Here is a 25,938-nt window from a genome sequence, read left to right as displayed (position 1 = left end):
CCCAGGCGCGCGTATCATCACCATTGCCCGGGCGCTCGACCTTGATCACTTCGGCGCCAAGGTCGGCAAGGATCTGCCCGGCCCACGGTCCGGCCAATACTCGCGATAAATCCAGTACCCGCAGATGCGACAGCGCGCCCATGGTCGCTCTCCTATTAATAGAACGCCTGCAGACCGGTTTGCGCACGCCCGAGGATCAGCGCGTGAACGTCGTGAGTCCCTTCATAGGTATTCACCACTTCCAGGTTGACCAGATGACGGGCCACGCCGAATTCGTCGGAGATGCCGTTACCACCCAACATGTCGCGAGCCATACGGGCGATATCCAGGGACTTGCCGCACGAGTTGCGCTTCATGATCGAAGTGATCTCGACCGCAGCAGTGCCTTCATCTTTCATACGCCCCAACCGCAGGCAGCCTTGCAGGGCCAAGGTGATTTCGGTCTGCATGTCTGCCAGTTTTTTCTGGATCAACTGAGTGGCAGCCAATGGGCGACCGAACTGCTGACGATCGAGGGTGTATTGGCGAGCGGTGTGCCAGCAGAACTCGGCAGCGCCCAGTGCGCCCCAAGAGATGCCATAACGCGCGGAGTTGAGGCAGGTAAACGGACCTTTCAGGCCACGCACATCCGGGAAGATGTTCTCTTCCGGCACAAACACGTTATCCATAACGATTTCACCAGTGATCGACGCACGCAGGCCGACCTTGCCGTGAATCGCCGGAGCGCTCAGGCCTTTCCAGCCTTTTTCCAGGACGAAGCCACGAATGTCACCGGCGTCGTCTTTGGCCCAGACCACGAACACATCGGCGATCGGGCTGTTGGTGATCCACATTTTCGCGCCGGTCAGGCTGTAGCCGCCGTCGACCTTACGTGCACGAGTGATCATCGCGCCCGGGTCGGAACCGTGGTTGGGTTCGGTCAGACCGAAGCAGCCGATCCATTCGCCGGAAGCCAGCTTCGGCAGGTACTTCTGCTTTTGCGCTTCGGTGCCGAATTCGTTGATCGGCACCATCACCAGCGACGACTGTACGCTCATCATCGAGCGGTAGCCGGAGTCGACACGCTCGACTTCACGGGCAATCAGACCGTAGCTGACATAGTTCAGGCCGCTGCCGCCGTACTGTTCAGGGATGGTCGCGCCCAACAGACCGACTTCGCCCATCTCGCGGAAGATCGCCGGGTCGGTTTTCTCATGACGGAAGGCTTCAAGAACGCGTGGCGCGAGCTTCTGCTGAGCGAACTGCTCGGCGGTGTCGCGGATCATGCGCTCTTCTTCAGTGAGCTGTTGATCCAGCAGCAGGGGATCGATCCAATTGAAGCTAGCTTTACCGCCCATGAGTCTGTCCTCGCAAATCGGTGAATTAACGTGGCATTGATCCTAGGCGCGGTTCGCCGTCGCGGCAAACGAGGATTTCGCATTCTGTTGTGCTAATTTCTCACTCCGAAACGTCGCGAAATGCCTTTTATGCGGCGCATTAGTGAGGTTGACGTACATGCGCAGGAAGATCCCCAGCACCACCGCCCTGATCAGTTTCGAAGCTGCCGCGCGCCACGAGAGCTTTACCCGCGCTGCCGAAGAACTTTCCCTGACTCAAGGCGCCATTTGCCGACAAATAGCCAGCCTTGAGGAGTTCCTCAGTGTGGAACTGTTCCGACGCTCGCGACGCGGAGTGAAGCTGACCGAGGCGGGGCTTTCCTACAGCCGCCGAGTCGCGACGCAACTGGATGCAGTCGAACGCGACACGCTGTCAGTGATGGGCCAGCAAGGCACCAACGTAATTGAACTGGCGGTGGTGCCGACCTTCGGCACGCAATGGCTGCTGCCACGTCTGAAAGATTTCCAGCTCAAGCATCCGGAAGTCACGGTCAACCTGACCAACCGCACCCGGCCCTTTCTGTTTGCCGATACCGAATTCGATGCAGCGATCTACTTCGGTGATGCCGATTGGTCCGGTACCGAATCCCACAGGCTGATGGGCGAGAATCCGATGCCGGTGTGCAGCCCCGCCCTACTCGGCAACAAGACGCTTCTGACAGCCGCAGCCATCGCCGAACTGCCGCTGCTGCAGCAGACCACCCGACCTTACGCCTGGCGCCAGTGGTTCAACTCGCAACAGCTGAATATCCCCCGCGACATGACAGGCCCGCGCTACGAGCTATTCTCCATGCTCGCCCAAGCGGCCATGCACGACATGGGCATTGCGCTGATTCCACCGTTCCTGATTCAGCGCGAGCTGGCCGAGAAACGCTTGGTGATTGCAAACCCGCAGGCGCTTTCCTGCATCAAGGCCTACTACCTGATGATTCCTGAGCGAAAGGTCGAATCAGCGTCATTAAAGGCATTTCGTGACTGGCTGGTAACTCAGGCACAGAGCTACAGCCTAGAAGGGTAAAGGCTTACAACGTTACCTAACCCCGTAGTCAGGAAAACAAAAGCCCTACAGATATAAGTATTTGTCGCAATTCAACAGACTGTATCCGAAAGTCGTACAGACGTCCCACAAGCGCCTATCGACGTGGCTTTGAGCCTTCATCGGCGACTCATTACTGCCTATTCACGCCACCGATGAGAAATTTTTCCATATTCAGCCAGAATCCTTACAGGGCACGGCCTGCAAGGGGTTGCGCCGGCCACTGCGACATTCGGTCACGGGATGACTTGTAGTTAATTTTCCGTCACCCGTCATAATCCCTTGAAGGGCATAAAGTTCGCCTGCAAAATGCCGCGCCCCGCCCTGATTTGGCGGGATCGTGCTGATCGGCCGCCCCAGTCGCACCATCCGTAGTGCATGGGTTTACTCAATAAGATCACGCAGGAGATTTGACGTGCACATTGGTGTTCCTCTCGAAACCCAGACCGGTGAAACACGGGTTGCTGCAACCCCGGAAACCATAAAAAAGCTGATCAGCCAAGGTCATAAGGTCACTGTGCAAACCGGCGCCGGCGTTAAAGCCAGCGTTGTTGACAGTGCCTATGAAGCGGCAGGCGCAACCATTGGCAGTGCCAATGACGCGTTTGGCGCCGAGCTGATTCTCAAAGTGGTCGCCCCAAGCGATGCCGAACTGACGCTGATCAAGCGCGGTACGGTGCTGGTGGGCATGCTCAACCCGTTCAACAACGAAACCATCGCGAAGATGGCCGAGTGCGGCATTACCGCGTTCGCCCTCGAAGCGGCGCCGCGCACCTCACGCGCGCAGAGTCTCGATGTGTTGTCGTCGCAGGCGAACATTGCCGGCTATAAGGCTGTGTTGTTGGCCGCTCACTACTATCCTCGCTTCATGCCGATGCTGATGACCGCTGCGGGCACCGTGAAAGCGGCGCGCGTGCTGATTCTTGGTGCCGGTGTGGCCGGGTTGCAGGCGATCGCCACGGCGAAACGTCTGGGTGCGGTGATCGAAGCTTCTGACGTGCGTCCGGCGGTAAAAGAGCAAATTGAATCCCTCGGTGCCAAATTCGTCGACGTGCCGTACGAGACCGATGAAGAGCGTGAATGCGCCGTCGGTGTCGGCGGTTACGCGCGACCAATGCCGGCGAGCTGGATGCAGCGTCAGGCCCAGGCTGTGCACGAACGCGCCAAGCAGGCTGACATCGTCATCACCACCGCGCTGATTCCGGGCCGCAAGGCACCGACGCTATTGAGCGCGGAAACCGTGGCGCAGATGAAACCGGGGTCGGTGGTCATCGATCTCGCGGCGGCTCAGGGCGGCAACTGCCCGTTGACCGTGGCCGATCAGGTCGTGGTCGAAAATGGCGTGACCATTTGCGGCCCAACCAATCTGGCCGGTGAAGTCGCAGCAGACGCCTCGGCACTTTACGCGCGCAACCTGCTGGACTTCCTCAAGCTGGTATTCACCAAAGAAGGCCAGTTCGACGTCAACCTCGAAGACGACATCGTCGCCGCGTGCCTGATGTGCCGCGACGGCCAAGTCATCCGCAAAAACGCCTAAGCAGGGATTCAGACGATGGAAGAGCTTATCTCCCCCGGTATCTACAACCTGATCATCTTCGTGCTGGCGATTTATGTCGGTTACCACGTGGTCTGGAACGTTACACCTGCGCTGCACACGCCTTTGATGGCAGTAACCAACGCCATCTCGGCGATCGTGATCGTCGGCGCCATGCTCGCGGCCGCACTGACCGTTACGCCGCTGGGCAAAACCATGGGCACCCTCGCCGTGGCACTGGCTGCGGTCAACGTGTTCGGTGGCTTCCTGGTCACCCGCCGCATGCTTGAGATGTTCAAGAAGAAAGCCCCGAAAGTAAAAGAAGAGGCGCCGAAGTAATGAGCATGAATCTCGTCACGACGCTCTATCTGATCGCGTCGATCTGCTTTATCCAGGCCCTCAAAGGTCTGTCGCACCCGACTACTTCGCGGCGCGGTAACCTGTTCGGCATGCTCGGCATGGCCTTGGCAATCCTGACCACCGTCGGCCTCATCTATAAGCTCGGGGCTGAGCTGGCCACTGCCGGTATCGGTTACGTGATCGTTGGCCTGCTGGTCGGCGGCACCGCCGGTTCGATCATGGCCAAGCGCGTTGAAATGACCAAGATGCCGGAATTGGTCGCCTTCATGCACAGCATGATCGGCCTTGCGGCAGTGTTCATTGCCATCGCCGCTGTGGTGGAGCCGCAATCGCTGGGCATCGTCAAGCAACTGGGCGACTCGATTCCGGCGGGCAACCGTCTGGAGCTGTTCCTCGGCGCTGCGATCGGTGCGATCACCTTCTCCGGTTCGGTGATTGCGTTCGGCAAGCTGTCGGGCAAGTACAAGTTCCGTCTGTTCCAGGGCGCCCCGGTACAGTTCGCTGGTCAGCACAAGCTCAATGCCGTGCTGGGTCTGGCGACGCTGGCACTCGGTCTGACCTTCATGTTCACCGGCAACCTCACCGCATTCGCGCTGATGTTGGCGCTGGCGTTCGTGATGGGCGTGTTGATCATCATCCCGATTGGCGGCGCCGACATGCCGGTCGTGGTGTCGATGCTCAACAGCTACTCGGGCTGGGCGGCGGCGGGAATTGGCTTCTCGCTGAACAACTCGATGCTGATCATCGCCGGTTCGCTGGTGGGTTCGAGCGGCGCGATCCTCTCGTACATCATGTGCAAAGCGATGAACCGTTCCTTCTTTAATGTACTGCTCGGCGGCTTCGGCAACACGGCAGACGCAGGTCCTGCCGGTGCGAAAGAAGCACGTCCGGTGAAATCCGGTTCGGCTGACGACGCGACCTTCCTGCTGACCAACGCCGACACCGTGATCATCGTCCCGGGCTACGGTCTGGCAGTGGCACGTGCGCAACATGCGCTGAAAGAGCTGACCGAGAAGCTGACCCACCGTGGCGTGACTGTGAAGTACGCGATCCACCCCGTGGCGGGCCGTATGCCGGGGCACATGAACGTTCTGCTCGCCGAGGCCGAAGTGCCTTACGACCAGGTGTTTGAGATGGAGGACATCAACTCCGAGTTCGGTCAGGCCGACGTGGTGCTGGTGCTCGGCGCGAACGATGTGGTCAACCCGGCCGCAAAGAACGATCCCAAATCGCCGATTGCCGGCATGCCGATTCTCGAAGCGTTCAAGGCCAAGACCATCATCGTCAACAAGCGCTCGATGGCCAGCGGCTATGCCGGTCTGGACAATGAACTGTTCTACCTGGACAAGACCATGATGGTGTTCGGCGACGCGAAAAAAGTCATCGAAGACATGGTCAAAGCGGTCGAGTAACTCCCCGCTGCAAGACCGAACGCCCCGACTTGTCGGGGCGTTTTTGTTTGCGCAAAACGTCGGACAATTTGCCACGTTGTTGCAGATCCAGTAACGGTGTTTTACTTCAAACCCGCTAAATAGACGCCTCGTTTGCGACCTTGGTAGCGGGACAGGCGCTCGTCAAATTCACTAGACTGCGCATCCTGCTACTCGCTTCCCGAGATAATAATCCATGTACCGTGACCGTATTCGCCTGCCTTCGTTGTTGGATAAAGTGATGAGCGCCGCCGACGCAGCCGCTTTGATTGAGGACGGCATGACCGTCGGCATGAGCGGTTTCACCCGCGCCGGCGAAGCCAAAGCAGTCCCTCACGCACTGGCCGAGCGGGCCAAGGTCACGCCGCTGAAGATCAGCCTGATGACCGGCGCCAGCCTGGGCAACGACCTCGACAAGCAACTGACCGAAGCCGGCGTGCTGTCGCGTCGCATGCCGTTCCAGGTCGACAGCACCCTGCGCAAGGCGATCAATGCCGGCCAGGTTATGTTTATCGACCAGCATCTGTCGGAAACCGTCGAGCAACTGCGCAACCAACAACTGAAGCTGCCGGACATCGCGGTCATCGAAGCCGTGGCCATCACCGAGCAAGGCCACATCGTGCCGACCACCTCGGTGGGCAACTCGGCGAGCTTCGCGATTTTCGCCAAACAGGTAATCGTCGAAATCAATATGGCGCACAACGCCAACCTCGAAGGCCTGCATGACATCTATATCCCGACTTACCGCCCGACGCGCACGCCGATCCCGCTGGTAAAAGTCGATGATCGCATCGGCAGCACCGCGATTCCGATTCCGCCGGAGAAGATTGTCGCCATCGTCATCACTCAGCAGGCCGATTCGCCGTCTACCGTGTCGTCGCCGGACGTCGACACCAACGCCATTGCCGATCACCTGATCACCTTCTTCAAGCAGGAAGTCGACGCCGGGCGCATGACCAACAAGCTCGGCCCGTTGCAGGCGGGGATCGGCAACATTGCCAACGCGGTGATGTGCGGTCTGATCGATTCGCCGTTTGAAGACCTGACGATGTACTCCGAAGTGCTGCAGGATTCGACCTTCGATCTGATCGACGCCGGCAAGCTGAGCTTTGCGTCGGGCAGCTCGATCACCCTGTCGGAACGCCGCAACAGCGACGTGTTCGGCAATCTGGAGAAGTACAAGGAAAAACTGGTGCTGCGTCCGCAGGAAATCTCCAACCACCCGGAAGTGGTGCGCCGCCTAGGCATCATCGGGATCAACACGGCGCTGGAGTTCGACATCTACGGCAACGTCAACTCCACCCACGTTTGCGGCACGCGGATGATGAACGGCATCGGCGGTTCCGGCGACTTCGCGCGTAACGCGCATCTGGCGGTGTTCGTGACCAAGTCGATCGCCAAGGGCGGCGCGATTTCCAGCGTGGTGCCGATGGTCAGCCACGTTGACCACACCGAGCACGATGTCGACATTCTGGTGACCGAAGTTGGGCTGGCTGACTTGCGCGGCCTGGCGCCACGGGAACGGGCGCGGGTGATCATCGATAACTGTGTGCACCCGGACTTCCGTCAAGCGCTGGATGATTACTTCACGAAGGCCTGTGCAATTGGTGGCCATACCCCACACATTCTGCGTGAAGCGTTGAGCTGGCATGTGAACCTGGAAGAAACCGGGCGCATGCTTGCGGTGTAATTCACACAGATAAACCGTTGGCGCAAACACAGTTTGCGTCAGCGGATTGTTGCAATCCTCAAAGCTGACAAAAACTGTACTGCTGTACTGGTCTTTTCCTACAGTTTTTGCCTACCTTTTTCCTCGAATCGAGCAAAAACGCACCACTTAAGTGCGAACAGGTACAGTTTGCTCGTTTTTGACCCGTACACCCCCCATAAACAGTTAACTGGTCACTCACAATACAGTTGAACTGTATCTAGAGAGACTTGGCAAACGAGAGGATCATGGGCACCAGTCAAACCACTACCTGATCCCGCCACAAGCGGAAGGATGTCAACCATGGAACGTACACTCAGTTCCGAACTGTTCTTCGAAGACAAAGCTGTAAACACCCAGGCTTCCCTGCCTCTGCGCGTTATCGCCAACCTGATGTTGTGGCAGCGCCGCATCTCCAGCCGCCATCAACTGGCTCGCCTGGATTCGCGTTTGCTGGCTGACGCCGGTATCAGCGAAGCACAACGCTACGAAGAGCTGAGCAAGCCGTTCTGGCGCTAAGTAGCGTCGCTGGCTCTGGTCGTTAGACCCACCGCCAGCAACCCGAATTGAACAAACGAAACCCGTCGTGGGAAACCACGACGGGTTTCGTCGTTTTGGGGGGTTTTAAGTCTCTATACAGCTGGCTTTATCACCGGCAGGTACAGTTTATTAGAATCGCTACCTGAACCAGTACAATTTGCCTCTTCTGTATCTGCCTATTCCTCTGTCGCAGGCTCAACATGACCTTCCGCCTTCACCGGCAATAAGGAATACGTCATGAATGACTTACAGGATGTTTCAGAAAGCTTCAGCCAACCCTACCCTCGCCCAAACGCTCTGCGTCGCCTGTTTCTCGGACTTCGGGACAGCCTGGCACGCGCCAAAACGCGGCAACTGCTGGCTCAACTGGATGGCCGTGACCTCGCCGATCTTGGCCTCAGCCACGCCGATCGCCTGCATGAACTGGATAAACCCTTCTGGCGCTAGCATTCTGCCCACTGTGCGAATCCCGCAAAGCAGGCCTAATATCCACACAGAACGTGGCGAATGTTGTGTCACTGGCGTCTGACTCCTCAGATACCGAGCCACCTCTCAATACGGTTTATCCATAGGAGTTACACCATGTCCCGTCTTCGTCTGCTCAGCGCTGCCGCCCTGTTGGCCGTGGCTGCCAACGCCAGCGCCACCAGTTTCATCGTCACCACCGACGCCGTTGTCGGTGCACTGAAGTCCTCGTCCGACGCGACTTCCGACGTAACCTCCTCCTTCCGTGACGACAAGATCGTGCTCGCCGCCCGTGACGATGCCGCCAGCTTCGTCGCCAGCGAAGGTGAAATCCGTGGGGTGAAACTGGAAAGCGCGCTGGATCACATCCGTCACCAGGCGCCACAGCTGCAAGCCACTGACGCACAACTGGCTCAAGCTATTCTGACGATCTAAACGATCGCAGCCATGCGGGACACGCCAGGCGTGTCCCGATGTTTCGGCGCTGGCTCTGGCCCGGGCATTGCGCTAGCCTTTGGGCTCACCAAAAATTACCGAGTCCGATGCGCTTTCTTCCAAATCTACTGATTCCCTCCGTATTGTTCACCGCCTGCTGGGCGACGTCGGTCGATGCCTTTGATGCTTTCAATGCGTCGACGCAAGGCACCGTCGTCAGTGGTTACGCCACCAGCATGGTGTCTTCCGCACCGTTCGACCGTAAACTGCTGCTCGCGGCCCACGATGATGCCGCAGCTTTTGTTGCCAGTGACGGTGAATGGCGAGGTGCTCGACTGGAATCCGCGCTGCATTACCTGCGCAAAACCCGGCCGAAACTTCATGTCAGCGACCTTGAACTGGCAGAGGCAATTCTCGTCCAATAGTTATCCTGTACCCCTGTTATCCTTGCCCTTCCGGAGTCGTTCCATGCGTAGCCCGCTGATTGCTGCCGCCCTTGGCCTGTTTTTGTTGGCCGACGTGGCCCAGGCGCACACCCTGGTAGCCACCAGTAACATCATCGTTCGTGCCTCCCAGCGCACTATCGATTTCACTTCCGACACCACCACGTCGATCCGCGATTCGAAAATCATCCGCGAAGCACACGATGATGCCGCCAGTTTCGTCGCCACTAACGGTGATATCCGTGGCGCGCATCTGGAAGCCGCGCTCAACACCCTGCGCACCCGTGTGCCGGAAGCGCGCGACGCCAGCGATCAGGTTCTCGCCGAAGCCATCCTCGCACTGTGAAGTCACTCGGCACCTGGCTGCTGGTCGGGGCGTTGTTGCTGCTTGGCAACAGCGCCCACGCCGGCCTGCAATTGCGGCTCAAGACCGACGGTCTGAGCCCTGCCCAACAACAGGCCAGCCAGGCGCTGATCGATGAGGCGATGCAAAAGCTGCCGCCGAGCTTTATCGAGCGGCTGGATCGGCGCATCGATGTCGGCTGGACCGACGACATGCCGAGCAACGCCTATGGCCAAGCCACGCTGATCGCCGAACTCGACCTGAATCGCAAACTGCTCGCCAGCCTGACTGACGGCAGCGCCGCCAAAGAAAAAACCAATCGCCCCCACGGCACTGTGCGTCAGGAACTGCTCGCCACGGTGCTGCATGAAATTACCCACATTTATGATCGCGCGCGCCTGTGGCCGACTGCCGAGCGCACGCTAATCCAGCGCTGCACCCGCCGCTTCAACAGCGCCGGGCTGATCGGCATTCCCGATGAGTGTCGCGGGCAGAACGGCCGGCGTTTCACCCTCAGTGATGACCCGCGCCTGCTCGATCTCGCCGGTTGGCAGCAATACGTCGGTCGTCGGGGTGAGCGTGAACAGCACAACCGCCAGATCGCCCGCAGCCCGGACCTGTACGAAATCTCCAGCCCGAAGGAGTTTGTCGCGGTCAACATGGAGTATTTCCTCCTCGACCCGAGCTATGCCTGCCGTCGCCCGGCGCTGTATCGCTATTACCAGGAGCACTTCGGCTGGGCACCGCCGGCCAAGGACACCTGCAGCAAGACCTTCTCCTTTTTGAATGCCGGTAACGACTTCGCCAAGCAACCCTTGGGGCAAGTTGATCCGGAACGGGTTTACGCCGTCGATTACCTGTTGGCCGAAGCCAATCAGAACTGGGTCAGCCGCTGGGGCCACAGCATGTTGCGTCTGGTGATTTGCGCGCCGGGCCGCCCGCGTGGGCCGGATTGCCGGCTCGATCTGGATCAGCATCTGGTGCTGTCCTACCGCGCCTTTGTCGGCGATGTGCAGCTGTCGAGCTGGGACGGACTGGTCGGCAAATACCCATCGCGATTGTTCGTGCTGCCGCTCGCGCAGGTCATCGACGAATACACCAAGACCGAATTGCGCAGCCTTGCTTCCGTGCCGCTGAACCTGTCACGGGACGAGATCGAAGGCGTGGTCGAGCACGCGGCCGAAATGCATTGGAGCTACGACGGCAACTACTTCTTCCTCTCCAACAACTGCGCGGTGGAAGGTCTGAAGCTGTTGCGCAGCGGCAGTAACAACAACCAGTTCGTGGGTCTGGACAGCATCATGCCCAACGGTTTGCTGGAAGTGATGAAGGGCCGTGGTCTGGCGGACACCAGTGTGCTGGATGATCCGAAAGAAGCCCTGCGCCTGGGTTACCGCTTCGACTCGTTCCGCGATCGCTATCAGGCGATGTTCGATGTGCTGAAGAAGCAATTGCCGATCAAGCAGAATACCGTTGAGGAATGGCTTTCACTGACAGCCGAAGAACGCCGCGAGTGGTTCGAACGCGCCGACTTGCGTACCAGCGCCGCGCTGCTGTTGCTGGAGCAAGCCAGCTATCGCCGCCAATTGCTGCTGGCGCAGGATGAGGTGAAGCAGCGTTACCTCGGCGCGCGGGAACTGGAAAACGGCGGGATGGATAAAGCCAACGCGACCTTGCAGGAAATTCTCGCCAACAGCGGGTTCCTCAGTCGTCCGGCGGAATTGCTCGATTCCAAGGGTTACGGACTGCCCCAGCCGACCGAGTTCAGTCGACTCGAAGCGGAGAGCAGTCAGCGGCAGAAGAAGCTGCTGGCACTGTCCGGAGATCTGGATGCAGAAGTGCGTAAGTTACTGGAGCCCAAGCGGGCTGCGGAAATTGCGGCCAGTGAGGAGAACGTGAAGCAGATCGGCGCGCATTTACGAAAATTGCACAAGGCCTCGGGCGGACTGGAATTGCCCTGAAAAAAAGATCGCAGCCCTTGGCTGCGATCTTTTTTATTGCCTGCAGATCAATACAAAACGCCATCGAGAATTTCGTAGACGATCCCGGTGCCCACCGCGATCAGCACGATATCACCCCCCGCCCGGCGCCATTCGTAACCCGGGTACACCGGCAGACGACCTAACGCCCGATTATCCAGACGCTCGCCGTAATAGCCGTGCGGCAACGGCCGGCCACGCTCCAGATGGATCCCCGGAGGCGGCGGCGCACCGCGTACAAAGTAGCCATGATTGTCACGAATGGTCTGGCGCACCGGGCCAAAATCGCGCGGGGGCGGGCCACCACGGTGGTCGTTCTGTGGGCCACGGTGGTCGTCACCGTGATTATCGCCGCGGTTATCGTGCTGGCCCTGTTGCGGGCCGCCGTGATCATGATCGTCGCGCGGATCGGCGCTGGCCAGCAGCGGTGTCGCGCTGATCATCAGCACGCCCAGTCCGGCCATCAGACGTTTCGGCATTTTCATCGGGTCTTTCCTCACGGCACAAACAGCAAAAAGGGACTCAGAACCTGGTTCTGAATCCCTCGGTCTTGCTGGATTAGTCTGTGCCGCGAGGTGCTAATTCCTCTGTATCAGGAACTTTACCTTTAGCTGACGCGGGCCTTACGCACGCCTTCGGAGAGAGCCGAGCACAGGCTCAGCACGCCGTCGATGGCCTGGTCGGGTGTGGTCGCGTTGGCGATGTGATCGATCAATGCCGAACCCACCACCACACCGTCGGCCAAACGCGCGATGGACGCCGCCTGCTCCGGCGTACGGATGCCGAAACCGATGCTGATCGGCAGATCGGTATGACGACGCAGACGGGTCACCGCCTCTTCAACGTGCTCCAGCGTCGCCGCGCCGGCACCGGTCACACCGGCGACCGACACGTAGTAAACGAAACCGGAACTGCCGTTGAGCACCTTCGGCAGACGCGCGTCGTCAGTGGTCGGCGTGGTCAGGCGGATGAAGTCCAGACCCGCAGCCTGCGCCGGGTCGCACAGCTCGGCGTTATGCTCAGGCGGCATGTCGACCACGATCAGACCATCGACGCCGGCCTCTTTCGCATCGGCGATGAAGCGCTCAACGCCATACATATGGATCGGGTTGAAGTAGCCCATCAGCACCAGCGGCGTATCGCTGTTGCCTTCACGGAACTCGCGAACCATTTGCAGGGTTTTCGCCAGGTTCTGTTTGGCGCCCAAGGCACGGATGTTCGCCAGTTGAATCGCCGGGCCGTCGGCCATCGGGTCGGTGAACGGCATGCCCAACTCGATCACGTCGGCGCCGGCGCCCGGCAAGCCTTTGAGGATCGCCAGCGAGGTGTCGTAGTCCGGATCACCGGCGGTGACGAAGGTCACCAGCGCGGCGCGGTTCTGTTCTTTGAGGTCGGCAAAGCGGGTTTGCAGGCGGCTCATCAGTGTTTCTCCTGCTTCGACTGTTCCATATGGTGCATGACGGTCTGCATGTCTTTGTCGCCACGGCCCGACAGGTTGACCACCATCAGGTGATCCTTCGGTAGCTTCGGTGCGCGTTTGAACACTTCAGCCAGGGCGTGGGCGCTTTCCAGGGCAGGAATGATCCCCTCCAGGCGGCAGCATTTGTGGAACGCATCCAGCGCTTCGTCGTCAGTCACCGAGGTGTATTGAACGCGGCCGATGTCATGCAACCAGGCGTGTTCAGGGCCGATGCCTGGGTAATCGAGGCCAGCGGATATCGAGTGGGCGTCGATGATCTGGCCATCGTCGTCCTGCAGCAGGAAGGTACGGTTGCCGTGCAGCACACCCGGAACGCCGCCATTCAGGCTCGCTGCATGCTTGCCGGTTTCGATGCCGTAACCCGCGGCTTCAACGCCGATGATCTCGACGCTCTTGTCATCAAGGAACGGGTGGAACAGGCCCATGGCGTTAGACCCGCCACCGATGCACGCCACCAGGCTGTCCGGCAGGCGACCTTCCTGAGCCTGCAACTGATCGCGGGTTTCCTTGCCGATCACGGCCTGGAAGTCGCGAACCATCGCTGGGTATGGATGTGGGCCGGCCACGGTGCCGATCAGGTAAAAGGTGTTGTCGACGTTGGTCACCCAGTCACGCAGGGCTTCATTCATCGCATCTTTCAGGGTGCCGGTGCCAGCCACCACCGGGATCACTTCAGCGCCCAGCAACTTCATGCGGAACACGTTGGCCTGCTGACGTTCGATGTCAGTGGTGCCCATGTAGATCACGCAGTCCAGACCGAAACGTGCGGCGACGGTGGCAGTGGCCACGCCGTGCATGCCGGCGCCGGTCTCGGCGATGATGCGTTTCTTGCCCATGCGCCGTGCCAGCAGGATCTGGCCGATGCAGTTGTTGATCTTGTGCGCGCCGGTGTGGTTCAGCTCTTCGCGCTTGAGATAAATCTTTGCGCCGCCGCAGAACTCGGTCAGGCGTTCAGCGAAATACAGCGGACTCGGACGGCCGACGTAATCACGCTGGAAGTAGGCCAATTCTTCTTTGAACGCCGGATCTTCCTTGGCCGCTTCGTATTCGCGGGCCAGATCGAGGATCAACGGCATCAGGGTTTCCGCCACGTAGCGGCCACCGAACGAGCCGAACAGGCCGTTGGCGTCAGGTCCGTTACGCAGATCAGAGGTGTTCGAAGTCTGGGTCATGAGTCGCTCCAGGTGAATTCGGGTCAAAAGACAATGACGACCACTCTACCCCTGACCTTCTACGCTGAAAACCGATAAGATCGCCACAACCTGTCAGGAAAACTCACAGATACCATGAGCCACGACCTTCCCCCGCTGAACGCCTTGCGTGCGTTCGAAGCCACCGCCCGGCTGAACAGCGTCAGTCAGGCTGCCGAACAGCTGCACGTCACCCATGGCGCGGTCAGTCGTCAGCTCAAGGTGTTGGAAGAACACCTTGGCGTCAGTCTGTTCGTCAAAGATGGGCGCGGCTTGAAACTCACAGATGCCGGCATGCGGTTACGCGATGCAAGTGGCGAGGCGTTTGACCGCTTGCGCAGTGTTTGCGCCGAGCTGACGCAGAGCACCGCCGATGCACCGTTCGTCTTGGGTTGCTCTGGAAGTCTGTTAGCGCGCTGGTTTATTCCGCGTTTGGGGCGATTGAATGCCGATCTGCCGGATTTGCGGCTGCACCTGTCGGCGGGCGAAGGCGATCTCGATCCACGACGCCCGGGGCTGGATGCTTTGCTGCTGTTCGCCGAACCACCGTGGCCGGCGGACATGCAAGTCTATGAACTGGCCGCAGAACGCATCGGCCCGGTGATAAGTCCGCTGTTCAGCGGCTATCAACGTCTGCAAACCGCGCCAGCCTCGGCACTGCTAAACGAACCGTTGCTGCACACCACTTCGCGCCCGCAAGCCTGGCCGAGTTGGGCGCAGCAGAACACACTCGACGCAAAAGCATTGAAGCTGGGGCAAGGTTTCGAGCATTTGTATTATTTGCTGGAGGCAGCAGTTGCTGGGCTTGGCGTGGCCATCGCGCCGGAGCCGCTAGTGACGGAAGATTTGAAGGCCGGTCGCCTGGTTGCGCCATGGGGCTTTTGTGAAACCCCGGCGCAACTGGCGTTGTGGCTACCCAAGCGCGCCGCAGACGGGCGCGCTCGGCAACTGGCGCAGTGGCTCAAGAACGAACTGCGCCAGACGGATCACTCGCCGCGCTTGAACAGCAAGTAAGCCGCCAGCAGACCGATCGCACCGACGGCCACACCGGCCGTCGTCCATGGATGTTCCTGGGCGTAATCTCGGGTGGCGATCCCGGTTTCGCGGGTTTTCACTTTGACTTCTTCATAGGCATCGCTGAGCAGGTGGCGCGAGTGCTTCAGCGCACTTTCGGCATTACTTTTCAGCGCCTTGAGGGTCTTGCGCGACTCGTCCGAAGCGTCGTCCTTCAAGCTTTCCAACGATTTGAGCAGACTCTCGATCTCGGCTTCCATGCTTTGCAACGAGGCTTTACGTAAAGAGGTGTTGGCCATGGTGGCTCTCCTGCATTGGTGATGAGTGGCGTGTGTTGGTTGGGACTTCAGCGGTTTGAGAAAGTGCAGAAAATCTGAACTTCGCCTGCGCGCAGCCACCGAATCAACAGTGCAGATTCACTGCTAGTCTCAATTCCACACGCCAAGGAGATCGCCATGAGTGACCATCACACGTACAAGAAAGTCGAGCTGGTCGGTTCGTCCGCCAGCAGCATCGAAGACGCCATCAACAACGCGCTGGCCGAAGCCAACAAGAGCATCAAGCATCTTGAGTGGTTTGAAGTGGTCGACACCCGTGGCCACATCAAGGACGGCAAGGCGGCGCACTTTCAGGTGACGCTGAAAGTCGGCTTCCGCATTGCCAGCAGCTGAGTTTGGTCTAGTCTTCTGAACTTGCGCGCTGGCCGAGTGCCATAGGAATGGCAAAGCGCTACAGGGTGAGTGCATCGGGTCAACGCTCGATGCCCGCCTCTTTTAATCCGACCAGGGAGTGCGACCGATGAAGAAGTTCATGTTGGCAGTAGGTTTGTTGAGCCTTGCGGGTGGTGCGTTTGCTGCCGGCAAGCCATGTGAAGAGCTGAAAAGCGAGATTGCGGCGAAGCTGGATGCCAAGGGCGTTTCCGGGTATTCGCTGGAGATTGTCGATAAGGGCGCAGCGGCTGGCGGCGACGTCGTCGGTACCTGCGAAGGTGGCACCAAGGAAATCGTCTACAAGCGCGGTTGAGTGCGCCTGAAATGCAAAAGCCGACGTGAAGGCGTCGGCTTTTTTGTGTTCAGGATTTGGGATTTTTAGTGGATTTGAAATCGAACCCCCTCACCCCAGCCCTCTCCCCCAAAGGGGGCGAGGGGGAAAGGGAGCAGATCGGGGGCTGTTCAAAACCTGAGTTCGACTCGATTTTTCAGGTCGATGTCGAGCGCGAGAACGCCTCGATCAGTCCCCTCTCCCTCCGGGAGTGTATGTACCGGAGACATGGTGGACACATGTTCGGAGACATGGTGGACGGTTTTAGATCTTCTTACCTGCCGTCACGATCTGCAAGTTCAAGTCGATTCGGGCGATACGATGTCTACTCCAGTAGACATCGTGGATGCCGTCCTCCGTCGTTTCCCTGATAGCCACTGACCTCCCGTAAAATGCCTTTCCAACTGTGTATTCACGATTGCCCCAGTAGATCTCGCCCTTCACCTGAACCTTCCTGACCACATCCCCATCATCGTACTCAGGCGCCGCCGGTTGCTCCTGATATTCCCGCGGGCTACTGCTGTAGCGAGTAGCAGGAACCTGCATGCCCAGTGCTTGATGCGGGCGCTTCTGGTTGTAAATCTCACGCCAGATATCAAACGCCCGTTGCGCATCGTCCAGATCGATGAAGAGCTGGCCTTGCAGGACTTCCCTTTTCAGGCTGCGGTGGAAGCGCTCCAGCTTTCCCTGGGTTTGCGGGTGATAAGGTCGGGAGTGGCCGACCTTGATGCCCTGGCTCATCAGCCAGACCTCCAGTGCGGTATAAACACCTGTCTGATCACCCCATGGCGAACCGTTGTCCATCGTCATGCGTAAAGGCAGGCCGAAACGCCGAAAGGTCCTGATTAGATGCTCCTGAACGGTTTGGCGCTGCTCATTAATGCATGCCGCGATGCACAGCGAAAACCGTGAATGATCGTCCAATATCGTCAACGGATGGCAACGCCCCTGAGCCAGGCTGATATGTCCCTTGAAGTCCATCTGCCAAAGATCGTTGGGCGCTTCATGCTCGAACCGGATAAACGGTTTGATCTCAGCGGCCTTTGGATCAACGCGCGAATGACGCTGTAAAACCGCATGCACGGTACTGACCGAAGGCATCACTTTGCCGTCGTCTTCCAGCACACGCTTGAGCTTGCGAGCGCCCCAAGCGGCGTACTCCTGACTCACGGTCAGAATCTGCTGCTCAACATCGTCAGCGCAACGTTTGGGTGATGTCTTTGGTTGTCGAGACTGATCGATCAATCCCTCTGCACCTGAGGTCTCAAACCTGTTGAGCCATTTGTAGGCAGTGCTTGGGCTGATATTGAATCGACGGCAAAGCTGCCGAACATTGGCCCCTTCTTGCCGAGCCAACAGCACGAATTCTGAACGAAGCTGCACGGTGGACACCTCTTCCCAAGACACAGGCCATCTCCTTCGCGATGAGCAATGTGTCTATTAAAATGTGTCCACCATGTCTCCGAACACCTGTCCACCATGTCTCCGGTACATACAGGGAGAGGGTTAGGGTGAGGGGCTTTTCAGCCCTTCATCACCTGCGCCAACAACTCGTACGAATGCACACGATCAGCATGCTCATACAAATCGCTGGTAAAAATCAGCTCATCCGCCTGCGTCTGCTCAATCAGCACTTCGAGCTTCGCACGGATCTTCTGCGGGCTACCAACCATCGCCAGACCGAGGAAATCACCCACCGCCTCACGCTCATGGGGCAACCACAAGCCATCCATGGTTTTCACCGGCGGACGCTGCACCAGGCTCTGCCCACGCATCAACGCGAGAATGCGCTGGTACACCGAAGTCGCCAGGTAATCGGCTTGCTCATCAGTATCGGCGGCCACCAGCGGGACGCCGAGCATCACGTACGGCTTGTCGAGCACCGCCGAGGGTTTGAAGTGATTGCGATAAACGCGAATCGCCTCGTGCATGAAACGCGGGGCGAAGTGCGAGGCGAAGGCGTAAGGCAAGCCGCGCTCACCGGCCAGTTGCGCACTGAACAGGCTGGAACCGAGCAGCCAGATCGGCACATTGGTGCCGGTGCCCGGCATCGCGATCACGCGCTGATCCGGCGTGCGCGGGCCGAGGTAGCGCACCAGTTCGGCGACGTCTTCGGGGAAATCATCAGCGCTGCCGGAGCGTTCACGGCGCAACGCCCGAGCAGTCATTTGATCGGAGCCGGGCGCGCGGCCCAGGCCGAGATCGATCCGTCCCGGATAGAGACTTTCGAGGGTGCCGAACTGCTCGGCGATCACCAGCGGCGCATGGTTGGGCAGCATCACGCCGCCGGAGCCAACGCGGATGGTCGACGTTCCGCCCGCCAGATAACCCAGCAGCACCGACGTTGCCGAACTGGCAATGCCGTCCATGTTGTGGTGTTCGGCCACCCAGAACCGCGTGTAGCCAAATTTCTCGACGTGCTGCGCCAAATCCAGCGAGTTGCGCAGCGATTGCGCCGGGCTGCCGTTCTCGCGCACCGGCACCAGATCGAGGGTGGAAAATTTTACGTCGGACAGTTGCTTCATAAACCTGCGTCTCCGAGTGAGGAGGCAGGTTCTTCTTGCAAACGAAAACCTGCCGAATCCATAAGCGTGTTTTGTGCAATGAGGGCATATACCCGAGTTTCAATAGCAGTGATGAAATTTCCTACTAAAAAAGTCAACGATTCAGCCGGGCTGAACTTTGCTGCGGCGTCTATCCTCAGAAGCCTTGCAAGCAAAAACCACGACGACGCGGCGTTTCCGCGTCAGATCTTGAGGAGGCAGACATGGCTATCGTGAAGAAAGCATCCGCACATTGGGCAGGCGATCTGAAAACCGGCATCGGCTCGATCTCCACTGAAACCGGTGTCCTCAGAGAAGCGCCCTACGGTTTCAAGGCGCGCTTTGAGGGCGGCAAAGGTACCAACCCGGAGGAGCTGATCGGCGCGGCGCATGCCGGCTGCTTCTCCATGGCGTTTTCGATGATTCTGGGCGATGCGGGCCTGAAGGCCGACAGCATTGATACCCAGGCTGAAGTGACTCTCGATCAGGTGGATGGCGGGTTCGCGATCACCGCGGTGAAGCTGATCCTCAAGGCGAAAATCCCTGGGGCGACGCAGGCGCAGTTTGAAGAGCTGAGCAACAAGGCCAAGGAAGGGTGCCCGGTCTCGAAAGTGCTGAATGCGAAGATTACGCTTGAGGCTTCGCTGGTCAGTTGATTCGACTCTGACTGGTCTGTCGCTATCGCGAGCAGGCTCACTCCTACAGTTGATCTCCAGCGAACACAATTATTGTGGGCGTCGAAGATCCCCTGTAGGAGTGAGCCTGCTCGCGATAGCCATCTGCAGATCACCCAAGGTTTGAAACCTTCAGCACAAGTTGTGAGCGAAGTCAGAACCCTCGCTGTAAAAGTATGGTCGAATAAATGACAGCAGCTTCAGCGCACGCCCGTGCGCGCTGCCTCAGGGAGCTTCACTCATGAAACGTATTGGCTTGGCGATTCTCTGCAGTGCACTGGCCACTTCTGTCATTGCGGCACCCAAAGACTGTGAAGAACTGAAAAAAGAAATCGAAGTGAAGATTCAGGCCAAAGCCGTGCCGTCCTACACACTGGAAATCGTCAGCAAGGAAGAGGCCGCAAAACATGACATCGCCATGGTGGTCGGTTCATGTGAGAACGGCACCAAAGCGATCATCTATCAAAAGAACGATCGCTGAGTCACCTCAGATAATGCAGTTGTAGTCGTAATCCTCGGCGACGATTTCACGCTTGGCGTTATACAGCCGGGCGCTCGGTGTGAACCCCAGCGAACGCCCTTCCAGCACATAACGCTGCCCGGCCTCGAAATGGTCGTAGCGGATGTACAGGTAGCACAGCCGCTCTACGGGGCCAGTCATCAGGGCGCCACCACCGCCAAACACTTCGAAATCAAACCGCACGCGCAATTCGTGGCTGCCCGGGGTGACCTGAAAGTAGCGCCCGTCATTCAGTCGCTGTTTGTCGAGGCGCTCGGCCATCAGCACTTTACCGCCGGGTGTCGGCGTCGAAAAATCGACCCAGGCCATCTGCGGATCGACCGGGGGCAATGGCGTCTGACAACCGGCCACAAGAGTAGCAACGAGCAACAACAGCAACTGGCGCATGACGAATATCCACTGATCTGAATACTCAGCATAGCGCCGTTCAGGTGCGCTGACAGCCTGCCGGCGTGCCCTGGCCTACCACTTTGCGCTGCTCGTCATAGAGCTTGGCCCAAGGCCGGAAACCAATACTGCCGGCCTGCAACTGATAACGCTGGCCGGCGTTGAAGTCCTTGAATTTCACGCTCAACTGGCAATCGCGCCACAGCGGCTCAGCGTCAGGACCGATGTTGGTCGCCTCGACCGGGAATTGATAACGCACCTTCAACTCATGGCTGCCGGGCTGTACTTCGAAGTAGCGTTTGTCGGCAGTCGCTTGGGTATCGACCTGCAGCGCTTGCAGCGCCGTGTCCTGCTGCCGGGCATCAAGATCGATCCAGGCTTGCGAAGGGTCAGGATCGGGCATTCCGAATCCGGCACAACCGGCCAGCGTCAGCAGGCCTCCTGACAGCATCAACATGCGCATAGCGGTGCTCCTTAAGGCGGGATAGTCTTGCGGGCAGACTCTCCGGGGGATTTCTTATTTTGAGCAGGCCGTTTCCAAGCCTTGGGTTACTTGATCGCGTTTTTCGGATTTTGTTTCCGGGTGTGATGTTTTTGTTGCTCAACGGTTGCGCCAGCGTCAGCTATTACACGCAGTTGGCCAGCGGCCAACTGCAATTGCTGCGGGCGCGCGAGCCTGTGGAAAAGGTGATCAACGATCCGAGCCGCGACGCCACTCTGCGCACCCACTTGGCGCAGTCGCAAAAGGCCCGTACCTTTGCCAGCGAGCATCTGCATTTGCCGGATAACCAGAGCTATCGCCTGTACGCCGACATCCATCGCCCGTACGTGGTGTGGAATGTGTTCGCCACTCAAGAGTTCTCCCTGACACCGCAGAACCATTGCTTCCCGATTGCCGGCTGCGTGGCCTATCGCGGTTATTACAGCCAGAGCGCGGCGCGCGGTGAAGCGGCGATCCAGCGATTGCAGGGCATGGACGTATCGATTGGCGGCGTCGAGGCCTATTCGACGCTCGGCTGGTTCAATGACCCGATTCTTAATTCGATGATGGGCTGGGGCGACGAGCGCCTGGCCACGCTGATCTTTCATGAGCTGGCGCATCAGCGCTTTTATGTGAAAGACGACACCGAATTCAACGAATCCTTCGCCACGTTTGTCGAGCAGGAAGGCACGCGGCAGTGGCGAGCATTTCGCGGGTTGCCGGTGGATACCGATTCGCGGCTCAAACAACGCGATCAGTTTATTGAGTTGGTGCTCGAAACCCGCTCACGGCTGGAGAAGTTGTATGCGCAGCCATTACCGGCGGAGCAGATGCGCGAACGCAAAGCGGCAGAGTTCGAACGGTTTCGCCGGGATTATCGGCTGATGAAAGACAGCCAGTGGGCCGGGGACAAGCGTTATGACGCTTGGGTGAATGCGCCGTTGAACAATGCGCGGTTGTTGCCGTTTGGGCTGTATGACCAGTGGGTGCCGGCGTTTTCGGCGGTGTTCAGTCAGGTCGGGGGAGATTGGCTGAGATTTTATGCTGAGGTAGAGCGGTTGGGTGGGTTACCGGTGACTGAGCGTAAAGCGGCACTGAAAGCATTGGCAGATGATGAGATATCAGTGGCTGATCTGGCCTCATCGCTGGCAAGCCAGCTCCCACAGGGACAGCGGTGAGCCTGAGCACATCGCTCACCTGTGGGAGCTGGCTTGCCAGCGAAGGCGTACTGATCAGCGCTGCAGAAACGCCTGATGCAACTCGTCCAGCGTTTCAAAGTGATAAGCCGGCGCCTCGGCACTCAACTCTTCAAAACTGCCAAACCCATACCCCACTGCCGCCGCATCCAGCCCATTGCTGCGCGCCCCGATCAGATCATGTTTACGGTCACCGATCATCAACGTATTCGCCGGGTCCAGCCCTTCTTCCTTGATCAGATGCGCAATCAACTCAACCTTGTTGGTCCGTGTGCCATCCAGCTCACTGCCGTAAATCACCTTGAAGTGCCGGGCAAAATCAAAATGCCGGGCAATCTCGCGGGCAAATTCCCACGGCTTCGAGGTGGCGATATACAGCTGCCGGCCTTGGCCACTGAGGGTTTCCAGCAACGGCGTGACGCCATCGAACACACGGTTCTCGTACAGGCCCGTCACTTTGAAGCGCTCGCGATAGAAATTCACCGCCTGCCATGCCTTGGCCTCATCGAATCCGTAAAACTGCATGAACGCCTGCAATAACGGCGGGCCGATGAAGTGTTCCAGCTTGGTCAAGTCCGGCTCATCGATGCCGAGCTTGGCGAGGGCGAACTGGATGGAACGGGTGATGCCCTCACGCGGGTCGGTCAGGGTGCCATCGAGGTCGAACAGTACGGTCTGGTAATGCATGAGAAATCCTGAGCAGTTGTAAGGCAATTCAGAGCTGGTCGTAACCTTCGGCAAGATGCAGGTCCTTGAGCTTCACGTAGTTCGCCGCGCTGTAAGTGAAGAAGGCTTTTTCCTTGTCGGTGAGTTCTCGCACCTGTTTCACCGGGCTACCCACATAGAGGAAGCCGCTTTGCAGACGCTTGCCCGGTGGCACCAGGCTGCCGGCGCCAATGATCACATCGTCCTCGACCACCGCGCCGTCCATGACAATGCTGCCCATGCCGATCAACACGCGGCTGCCAACACTGCAGCCATGCAGCATGACTTTGTGGGCGATGGTGACGTCATCGCCGATCAGCAGCGGGAAGCCGTCGGGATTGAACGGGCCGGCGTGGGTGATGTGCAGCACGCAACCGTCCTGGACGCTGGTGCGCGCACCTATACGAATGCGGTGCATGTCGCCACGGATCACGGTCAGCGGCCAGACAGAGCTGTCTTCACCGATTTCGACGTCGCCGATGACCACCGCCGAGCCGTCGACAAACGCGCCTTTGCAAAGGCTTGGGGTGTGATTCTGGTACTTGCGAACGGACACGATAATTTCTCTCTCTGTCGCCGATAGCTGCGGTGAATGTCGATTGTAATTAAGATGGGGCAATGTTTCCCCAGCCAAGGTGCCAACCGTGAGCGTGAACAACCCTCTGCTGCAGTCCTACGACCTGCCACCGTTCTCCACGATCCGTGCCGAACACGTCCTGCCCGCCATCGAAACGATCCTGGCCGACAACCGCGCCGCCATTGCCGAAATCCTCAAGACTCAGGTTCAGAACCCGACTTGGTCCGGCCTGGTACTGGCGATGGACGAACTTAATGATCGCCTCGGTGCTGCCTGGAGCCCGGTCAGCCACCTCAACGCCGTGTGCAACAGCGCCGAACTGCGCGAAGCCTACGAGTCGTGCCTGCCAGCCCTGAGCGCCTACTCCACCGAGATGGGCCAGAACCGCGAGCTGTTCCAGGCTTATGAAGCGCTGGCCAACAGTCCGGAAGCCGCCGGTTTCGACGTGGCGCAAAAGACTATTCTGGAACACGCCCTACGTGATTTCCGTCTGTCGGGTATCGACCTTCCGGAAGCCGAGCAGAAACGCTACGCCGAAGTGCAGAGCAAACTGTCCGAGCTGGGCAGCCGTTTCTCCAATCAACTGCTCGACGCCACTCAGGCGTGGACCAAGCACGTCACCGACGAAGCCGCCCTCGCCGGCCTGACCGATTCGGCCAAGGCGCAAATGGCTGCTGCCGCACAAGCCAAAGGCCTCGACGGCTGGCTGATCACCCTGGAATTCCCGAGCTACTACGCTGTGATGACCTACGCGCAAGACCGCGCCCTGCGTGAAGAAGTCTACGCCGCCTACTGCACCCGCGCCTCGGATCAAGGCCCGAACGCCGGTCAGCACGACAACGGCCCGGTGATGGAAGAGATCCTCGACCTGCGCCAGGAGCTAGCCAAACTCTTGGGCTTCGCCAGTTTCTCCGAGCTGAGCCTGGCCACCAAAATGGCTGAATCCAGCGATCAGGTGCTGAGCTTCCTGCGCGATCTGGCCAAGCGCAGCAAGCCGTTCGCTGCGCAGGATCTGCAACAGCTGCGCGCCTACGCCGCCGAACAGGGCTGCACCGACCTGCAAAGCTGGGACAGCGGCTTCTACGGTGAAAAGCTGCGTGAACAACGTTACAGCGTTGCTCAGGAAACCCTGCGCGCCTACTTCCCGATCGACAAAGTGCTAAGCGGCCTGTTCGCCATCGTCCAGCGTCTGTACGGCATCGAAATCGCTGAACAGAAAGGCTTCGATACTTGGCACCCGGACGTGCGCCTGTTCGAGATCAAGGAAAACGGTCAGCACGTCGGCCGCTTCTTCTTCGATCTCTATGCCCGCGCCAACAAGCGTGGCGGTGCGTGGATGGACGGCGCCCGCGACCGTCGCCGCACGGTTGATGGCGTACTGCAAAGCCCGGTGGCCAACTTGGTGTGCAACTTCACCCCGGCCGACAGCGGCAAGCCTGCGCTGCTGACCCACGATGAAGTGACCACGCTGTTCCACGAATTCGGCCATGGCCTGCATCACCTGCTGACCCGCGTGGATCACGCTGGTGTTTCCGGGATCAACGGCGTGGCGTGGGATGCGGTCGAGCTGCCGAGCCAATTCATGGAAAACTGGTGCTGGGAACCGGAAGGCCTCGCACTTATTTCCGGTCACTACGAAAGCGGCGAGCCGCTGCCCCAGGACCTGCTGGAAAAAATGCTCGCGGCGAAGAATTTCCAGTCGGGCCTGATGATGGTCCGCCAACTCGAGTTCTCGCTGTTCGACTTCGAACTGCATGCCACCCACGGCGACGGCCGTAGCGTGCTGCAAGTGCTCGAAGGCGTGCGTGACGAGGTATCGGTGATGCGTCCGCCGGCCTACAACCGCTTCCCGAACAGCTTCGCGCACATCTTCGCCGGTGGCTACGCGGCGGGTTATTACAGCTACAAGTGGGCTGAAGTACTGTCGGCGGATGCCTTCTCCAAGTTTGAAGAGGACGGCGTGCTCAACGCTGAAACCGGCCGGGCTTTCCGCGAAGCGATTCTGGCGCGCGGCGGTTCGCAGGCACCGATGGTGCTGTTCGTCGACTTCCGTGGCCGTGAGCCATCGATTGACGCACTCTTGCGCCACAGCGGCCTGAGTGAGGACGCGGCAGCATGAGTGAGGCACCTGTGATTACCAAGAAACGCTTTATCGCCGGGGCGGTCTGCCCGGCGTGCAGCGAGCCGGACAAGTTGATGATGTGGAACGAAGACAGCGTGCCGCACCGTGAATGCGTGGCTTGCGGTTACTCCGACACACTCAACGAGCAAGGGCTGTCGGTACCGAAAGAGCTGGGCACGCGGGTCAACACCAGCGCGCTGAACAAACCTGCGCCGGACAAGACCGTGCAGGCGGTGCAGTTTTTTCCCAACCCGAAACTGAAAAAGAAACCTGACCAGCCCAATTGAGCTGTGGCTACTTCGCACCGAATCAACGGTGCGAGGTGGTATCTATGTAATGCCTTGCCCTTGCGCTTTCTC

The 25,938-nt window shown here is 59.0% G+C and carries 31 protein-coding genes (1 of these 31 cut by a window edge); 19 read left to right on the top strand and 12 right to left on the bottom strand.

Going from position 1 to position 25,938, the window contains the following annotated elements; genetic code table 11:
- A protein-coding gene (locus J0G10_RS01625; protein WP_095049507.1) for a CaiB/BaiF CoA transferase family protein crosses the window boundary here: on the bottom strand, nucleotides 1–142 show its 5' portion. The gene continues 1,079 nt to the left of window position 1, outside the view; only the first 142 of its 1,221 coding nucleotides appear in the window; the start codon lies at nucleotides 140–142; its stop codon lies beyond the left edge, outside the window.
- 13 nt (nucleotides 143–155) lie between these two features.
- On the bottom strand, nucleotides 156–1,337 hold the full coding sequence (locus tag J0G10_RS01620; RefSeq protein ID WP_095049508.1) for an acyl-CoA dehydrogenase: 1,182 nt from the start codon (nucleotides 1,335–1,337) through the stop codon (nucleotides 156–158).
- Between the two features lie 157 nt (nucleotides 1,338–1,494).
- Between J0G10_RS01620 and J0G10_RS01615 the strand changes: the two genes are divergently transcribed.
- The 11 genes from J0G10_RS01615 (at nucleotide 1,495) to J0G10_RS01565 (ending at nucleotide 11,631) form a co-directional block, all read left to right on the top strand.
- Nucleotides 1,495–2,394 (top strand): LysR family transcriptional regulator, encoded by a 900-nt coding sequence (locus J0G10_RS01615; protein WP_220557256.1) that lies wholly within the window; start codon nucleotides 1,495–1,497, stop codon nucleotides 2,392–2,394.
- A gap of 433 nt (nucleotides 2,395–2,827) precedes the next feature.
- Complete coding sequence (locus J0G10_RS01610) at nucleotides 2,828–3,949, top strand: Re/Si-specific NAD(P)(+) transhydrogenase subunit alpha (RefSeq protein ID WP_093429467.1); 1,122 nt, start codon at nucleotides 2,828–2,830, stop codon at nucleotides 3,947–3,949.
- Between the two features lie 15 nt (nucleotides 3,950–3,964).
- Nucleotides 3,965–4,285 (top strand): NAD(P) transhydrogenase subunit alpha part 2, encoded by a 321-nt coding sequence (locus tag J0G10_RS01605; protein WP_003187417.1) that lies wholly within the window; start codon nucleotides 3,965–3,967, stop codon nucleotides 4,283–4,285.
- Entirely contained in the window at nucleotides 4,285–5,718 is a 1,434-nt protein-coding gene (locus J0G10_RS01600; protein WP_007911651.1) for an NAD(P)(+) transhydrogenase (Re/Si-specific) subunit beta, read from the top strand. Before J0G10_RS01605 ends, J0G10_RS01600 begins: the two co-directional genes overlap by 1 nt.
- A 214-nt stretch (nucleotides 5,719–5,932) precedes the next feature.
- Entirely contained in the window at nucleotides 5,933–7,426 is a 1,494-nt protein-coding gene (locus tag J0G10_RS01595; RefSeq protein WP_095049509.1) for an acetyl-CoA hydrolase/transferase family protein, read from the top strand.
- 321 nt (nucleotides 7,427–7,747) lie between these two features.
- Nucleotides 7,748–7,963, top strand: coding sequence for a DUF1127 domain-containing protein (locus tag J0G10_RS01590; protein WP_007911656.1), 216 nt, complete (start codon nucleotides 7,748–7,750; stop codon nucleotides 7,961–7,963).
- A 258-nt stretch (nucleotides 7,964–8,221) separates the two neighbouring features.
- Complete coding sequence (locus J0G10_RS01585; RefSeq protein ID WP_095049510.1) at nucleotides 8,222–8,431, top strand: DUF1127 domain-containing protein; 210 nt, start codon at nucleotides 8,222–8,224, stop codon at nucleotides 8,429–8,431.
- A 135-nt stretch (nucleotides 8,432–8,566) separates the two neighbouring features.
- A complete protein-coding gene (locus J0G10_RS01580) occupies nucleotides 8,567–8,884 on the top strand; it encodes a DUF2388 domain-containing protein (protein ID WP_007911658.1) in 318 nt (105 codons plus the stop codon).
- A gap of 107 nt (nucleotides 8,885–8,991) precedes the next feature.
- Complete coding sequence (locus J0G10_RS01575; protein ID WP_093429472.1) at nucleotides 8,992–9,309, top strand: DUF2388 domain-containing protein; 318 nt, start codon at nucleotides 8,992–8,994, stop codon at nucleotides 9,307–9,309.
- A gap of 43 nt (nucleotides 9,310–9,352) precedes the next feature.
- Nucleotides 9,353–9,673 (top strand): DUF2388 domain-containing protein, encoded by a 321-nt coding sequence (locus tag J0G10_RS01570; RefSeq protein WP_007911662.1) that lies wholly within the window; start codon nucleotides 9,353–9,355, stop codon nucleotides 9,671–9,673.
- Nucleotides 9,670–11,631: a DUF7844 domain-containing protein gene (locus J0G10_RS01565; protein ID WP_220557255.1), complete on the top strand. Its 1,962-nt coding sequence runs from the start codon at nucleotides 9,670–9,672 to the stop codon at nucleotides 11,629–11,631. The genes J0G10_RS01570 and J0G10_RS01565 overlap by 4 nt, the downstream gene beginning before the upstream one ends.
- Before the next feature lie 47 nt (nucleotides 11,632–11,678).
- Here the strand turns inward: J0G10_RS01565 and J0G10_RS01560 are convergent, their stop codons facing one another.
- The 3 genes from J0G10_RS01560 to trpB all read right to left on the bottom strand — a co-directional run bounded on the left by J0G10_RS01560 (nucleotide 11,679) and on the right by trpB (nucleotide 14,301).
- Nucleotides 11,679–12,134: an anti-virulence regulator CigR family protein gene (locus J0G10_RS01560; protein WP_095125107.1), complete on the bottom strand. Its 456-nt coding sequence runs from the start codon at nucleotides 12,132–12,134 to the stop codon at nucleotides 11,679–11,681.
- A gap of 122 nt (nucleotides 12,135–12,256) precedes the next feature.
- Entirely contained in the window at nucleotides 12,257–13,069 is an 813-nt protein-coding gene (gene trpA, locus J0G10_RS01555) for a tryptophan synthase subunit alpha (protein WP_220557254.1), read from the bottom strand.
- Complete coding sequence (gene trpB, locus J0G10_RS01550) at nucleotides 13,069–14,301, bottom strand: tryptophan synthase subunit beta (protein WP_095049514.1); 1,233 nt, start codon at nucleotides 14,299–14,301, stop codon at nucleotides 13,069–13,071. The genes trpA and trpB overlap by 1 nt, the downstream gene beginning before the upstream one ends.
- 114 nt (nucleotides 14,302–14,415) lie before the next feature.
- Here trpB and J0G10_RS01545 point away from each other — a divergent pair, with 114 nt between their 5' ends.
- A complete protein-coding gene (locus tag J0G10_RS01545; protein WP_220557253.1) occupies nucleotides 14,416–15,333 on the top strand; it encodes a LysR family transcriptional regulator in 918 nt (305 codons plus the stop codon).
- Here the strand turns inward: J0G10_RS01545 and J0G10_RS01540 are convergent.
- The gene (locus tag J0G10_RS01540) at nucleotides 15,306–15,632 is read right to left on the bottom strand and encodes a DUF883 family protein (RefSeq protein ID WP_007911686.1); all 327 of its coding nucleotides are present in this window, start codon (nucleotides 15,630–15,632) and stop codon (nucleotides 15,306–15,308) included. The genes J0G10_RS01545 and J0G10_RS01540 overlap by 28 nt on opposite strands.
- 156 nt (nucleotides 15,633–15,788) lie before the next feature.
- Here J0G10_RS01540 and J0G10_RS01535 point away from each other — a divergent pair, with 156 nt between their 5' ends.
- Both J0G10_RS01535 and J0G10_RS01530 read left to right on the top strand, forming a co-directional pair.
- Complete coding sequence (locus J0G10_RS01535; protein ID WP_007911688.1) at nucleotides 15,789–16,004, top strand: dodecin; 216 nt, start codon at nucleotides 15,789–15,791, stop codon at nucleotides 16,002–16,004.
- Between the two features lie 127 nt (nucleotides 16,005–16,131).
- Nucleotides 16,132–16,356, top strand: coding sequence for a DUF1161 domain-containing protein (locus J0G10_RS01530; RefSeq protein ID WP_007911690.1), 225 nt, complete (start codon nucleotides 16,132–16,134; stop codon nucleotides 16,354–16,356).
- 282 nt (nucleotides 16,357–16,638) lie between these two features.
- Here J0G10_RS01530 and J0G10_RS01525 read toward each other — a convergent pair whose 3' ends face one another.
- A complete protein-coding gene (locus tag J0G10_RS01525) occupies nucleotides 16,639–17,781 on the bottom strand; it encodes an IS481 family transposase (protein ID WP_220556126.1) in 1,143 nt (380 codons plus the stop codon).
- 116 nt (nucleotides 17,782–17,897) lie between these two features.
- Nucleotides 17,898–18,899, bottom strand: coding sequence for an LLM class flavin-dependent oxidoreductase (locus J0G10_RS01520; RefSeq protein ID WP_095113090.1), 1,002 nt, complete (start codon nucleotides 18,897–18,899; stop codon nucleotides 17,898–17,900).
- Between the two features lie 242 nt (nucleotides 18,900–19,141).
- Between J0G10_RS01520 and J0G10_RS01515 the strand changes: the two genes are divergently transcribed.
- Together J0G10_RS01515 and J0G10_RS01510 are read left to right on the top strand one after the other, a co-directional pair.
- The gene (locus J0G10_RS01515) at nucleotides 19,142–19,573 is read left to right on the top strand and encodes an OsmC family protein (protein WP_034152273.1); all 432 of its coding nucleotides are present in this window, start codon (nucleotides 19,142–19,144) and stop codon (nucleotides 19,571–19,573) included.
- A 259-nt stretch (nucleotides 19,574–19,832) separates the two neighbouring features.
- Nucleotides 19,833–20,072, top strand: coding sequence for a DUF1161 domain-containing protein (locus J0G10_RS01510; RefSeq protein WP_220557252.1), 240 nt, complete (start codon nucleotides 19,833–19,835; stop codon nucleotides 20,070–20,072).
- A gap of 6 nt (nucleotides 20,073–20,078) precedes the next feature.
- Here J0G10_RS01510 and J0G10_RS01505 read toward each other — a convergent pair whose 3' ends face one another.
- Together J0G10_RS01505 and J0G10_RS01500 are read right to left on the bottom strand one after the other, a co-directional pair.
- The gene (locus tag J0G10_RS01505) at nucleotides 20,079–20,498 is read right to left on the bottom strand and encodes a PA0061/PA0062 family lipoprotein (protein ID WP_095049516.1); all 420 of its coding nucleotides are present in this window, start codon (nucleotides 20,496–20,498) and stop codon (nucleotides 20,079–20,081) included.
- A gap of 40 nt (nucleotides 20,499–20,538) precedes the next feature.
- A complete protein-coding gene (locus J0G10_RS01500) occupies nucleotides 20,539–20,961 on the bottom strand; it encodes a PA0061/PA0062 family lipoprotein (RefSeq protein WP_034152270.1) in 423 nt (140 codons plus the stop codon).
- A gap of 59 nt (nucleotides 20,962–21,020) precedes the next feature.
- Here J0G10_RS01500 and J0G10_RS01495 point away from each other — a divergent pair, with 59 nt between their 5' ends.
- The gene (locus J0G10_RS01495) at nucleotides 21,021–22,157 is read left to right on the top strand and encodes an aminopeptidase (RefSeq protein ID WP_095125106.1); all 1,137 of its coding nucleotides are present in this window, start codon (nucleotides 21,021–21,023) and stop codon (nucleotides 22,155–22,157) included.
- A gap of 54 nt (nucleotides 22,158–22,211) precedes the next feature.
- On the opposite strand, the gene J0G10_RS01490 is transcribed toward J0G10_RS01495, so the two are convergent.
- Together J0G10_RS01490 and J0G10_RS01485 are read right to left on the bottom strand one after the other, a co-directional pair.
- A complete protein-coding gene (locus tag J0G10_RS01490; protein ID WP_095125105.1) occupies nucleotides 22,212–22,862 on the bottom strand; it encodes an HAD family hydrolase in 651 nt (216 codons plus the stop codon).
- 28 nt (nucleotides 22,863–22,890) lie between these two features.
- Nucleotides 22,891–23,436: a gamma carbonic anhydrase family protein gene (locus J0G10_RS01485; protein ID WP_095125104.1), complete on the bottom strand. Its 546-nt coding sequence runs from the start codon at nucleotides 23,434–23,436 to the stop codon at nucleotides 22,891–22,893.
- An 88-nt stretch (nucleotides 23,437–23,524) separates the two neighbouring features.
- On the opposite strand from J0G10_RS01485, the gene prlC reads away from it, so the two are divergent.
- Both prlC and J0G10_RS01475 read left to right on the top strand, forming a co-directional pair.
- Nucleotides 23,525–25,576 carry an oligopeptidase A gene (gene prlC / locus J0G10_RS01480; protein ID WP_220557251.1) on the top strand — a complete coding sequence of 684 codons (2,052 nt, stop codon included), beginning with the start codon at nucleotides 23,525–23,527 and terminating at the stop codon, nucleotides 25,574–25,576.
- On the top strand, nucleotides 25,573–25,866 hold the full coding sequence (locus J0G10_RS01475; protein ID WP_095049521.1) for a YheV family putative zinc ribbon protein: 294 nt from the start codon (nucleotides 25,573–25,575) through the stop codon (nucleotides 25,864–25,866). The genes prlC and J0G10_RS01475 overlap by 4 nt, the downstream gene beginning before the upstream one ends.
- The last annotated feature ends 72 nt before the right edge of the window (nucleotides 25,867–25,938 follow it).

The organism is Pseudomonas germanica, assembly GCF_019614655.1.
GTDB lineage: Bacteria > Pseudomonadota > Gammaproteobacteria > Pseudomonadales > Pseudomonadaceae > Aquipseudomonas > Aquipseudomonas neuropathica.
The sequence above is the reverse complement of the archived record's forward strand: the minus strand, read 5'-3'. Positions and strand labels throughout refer to the sequence as shown.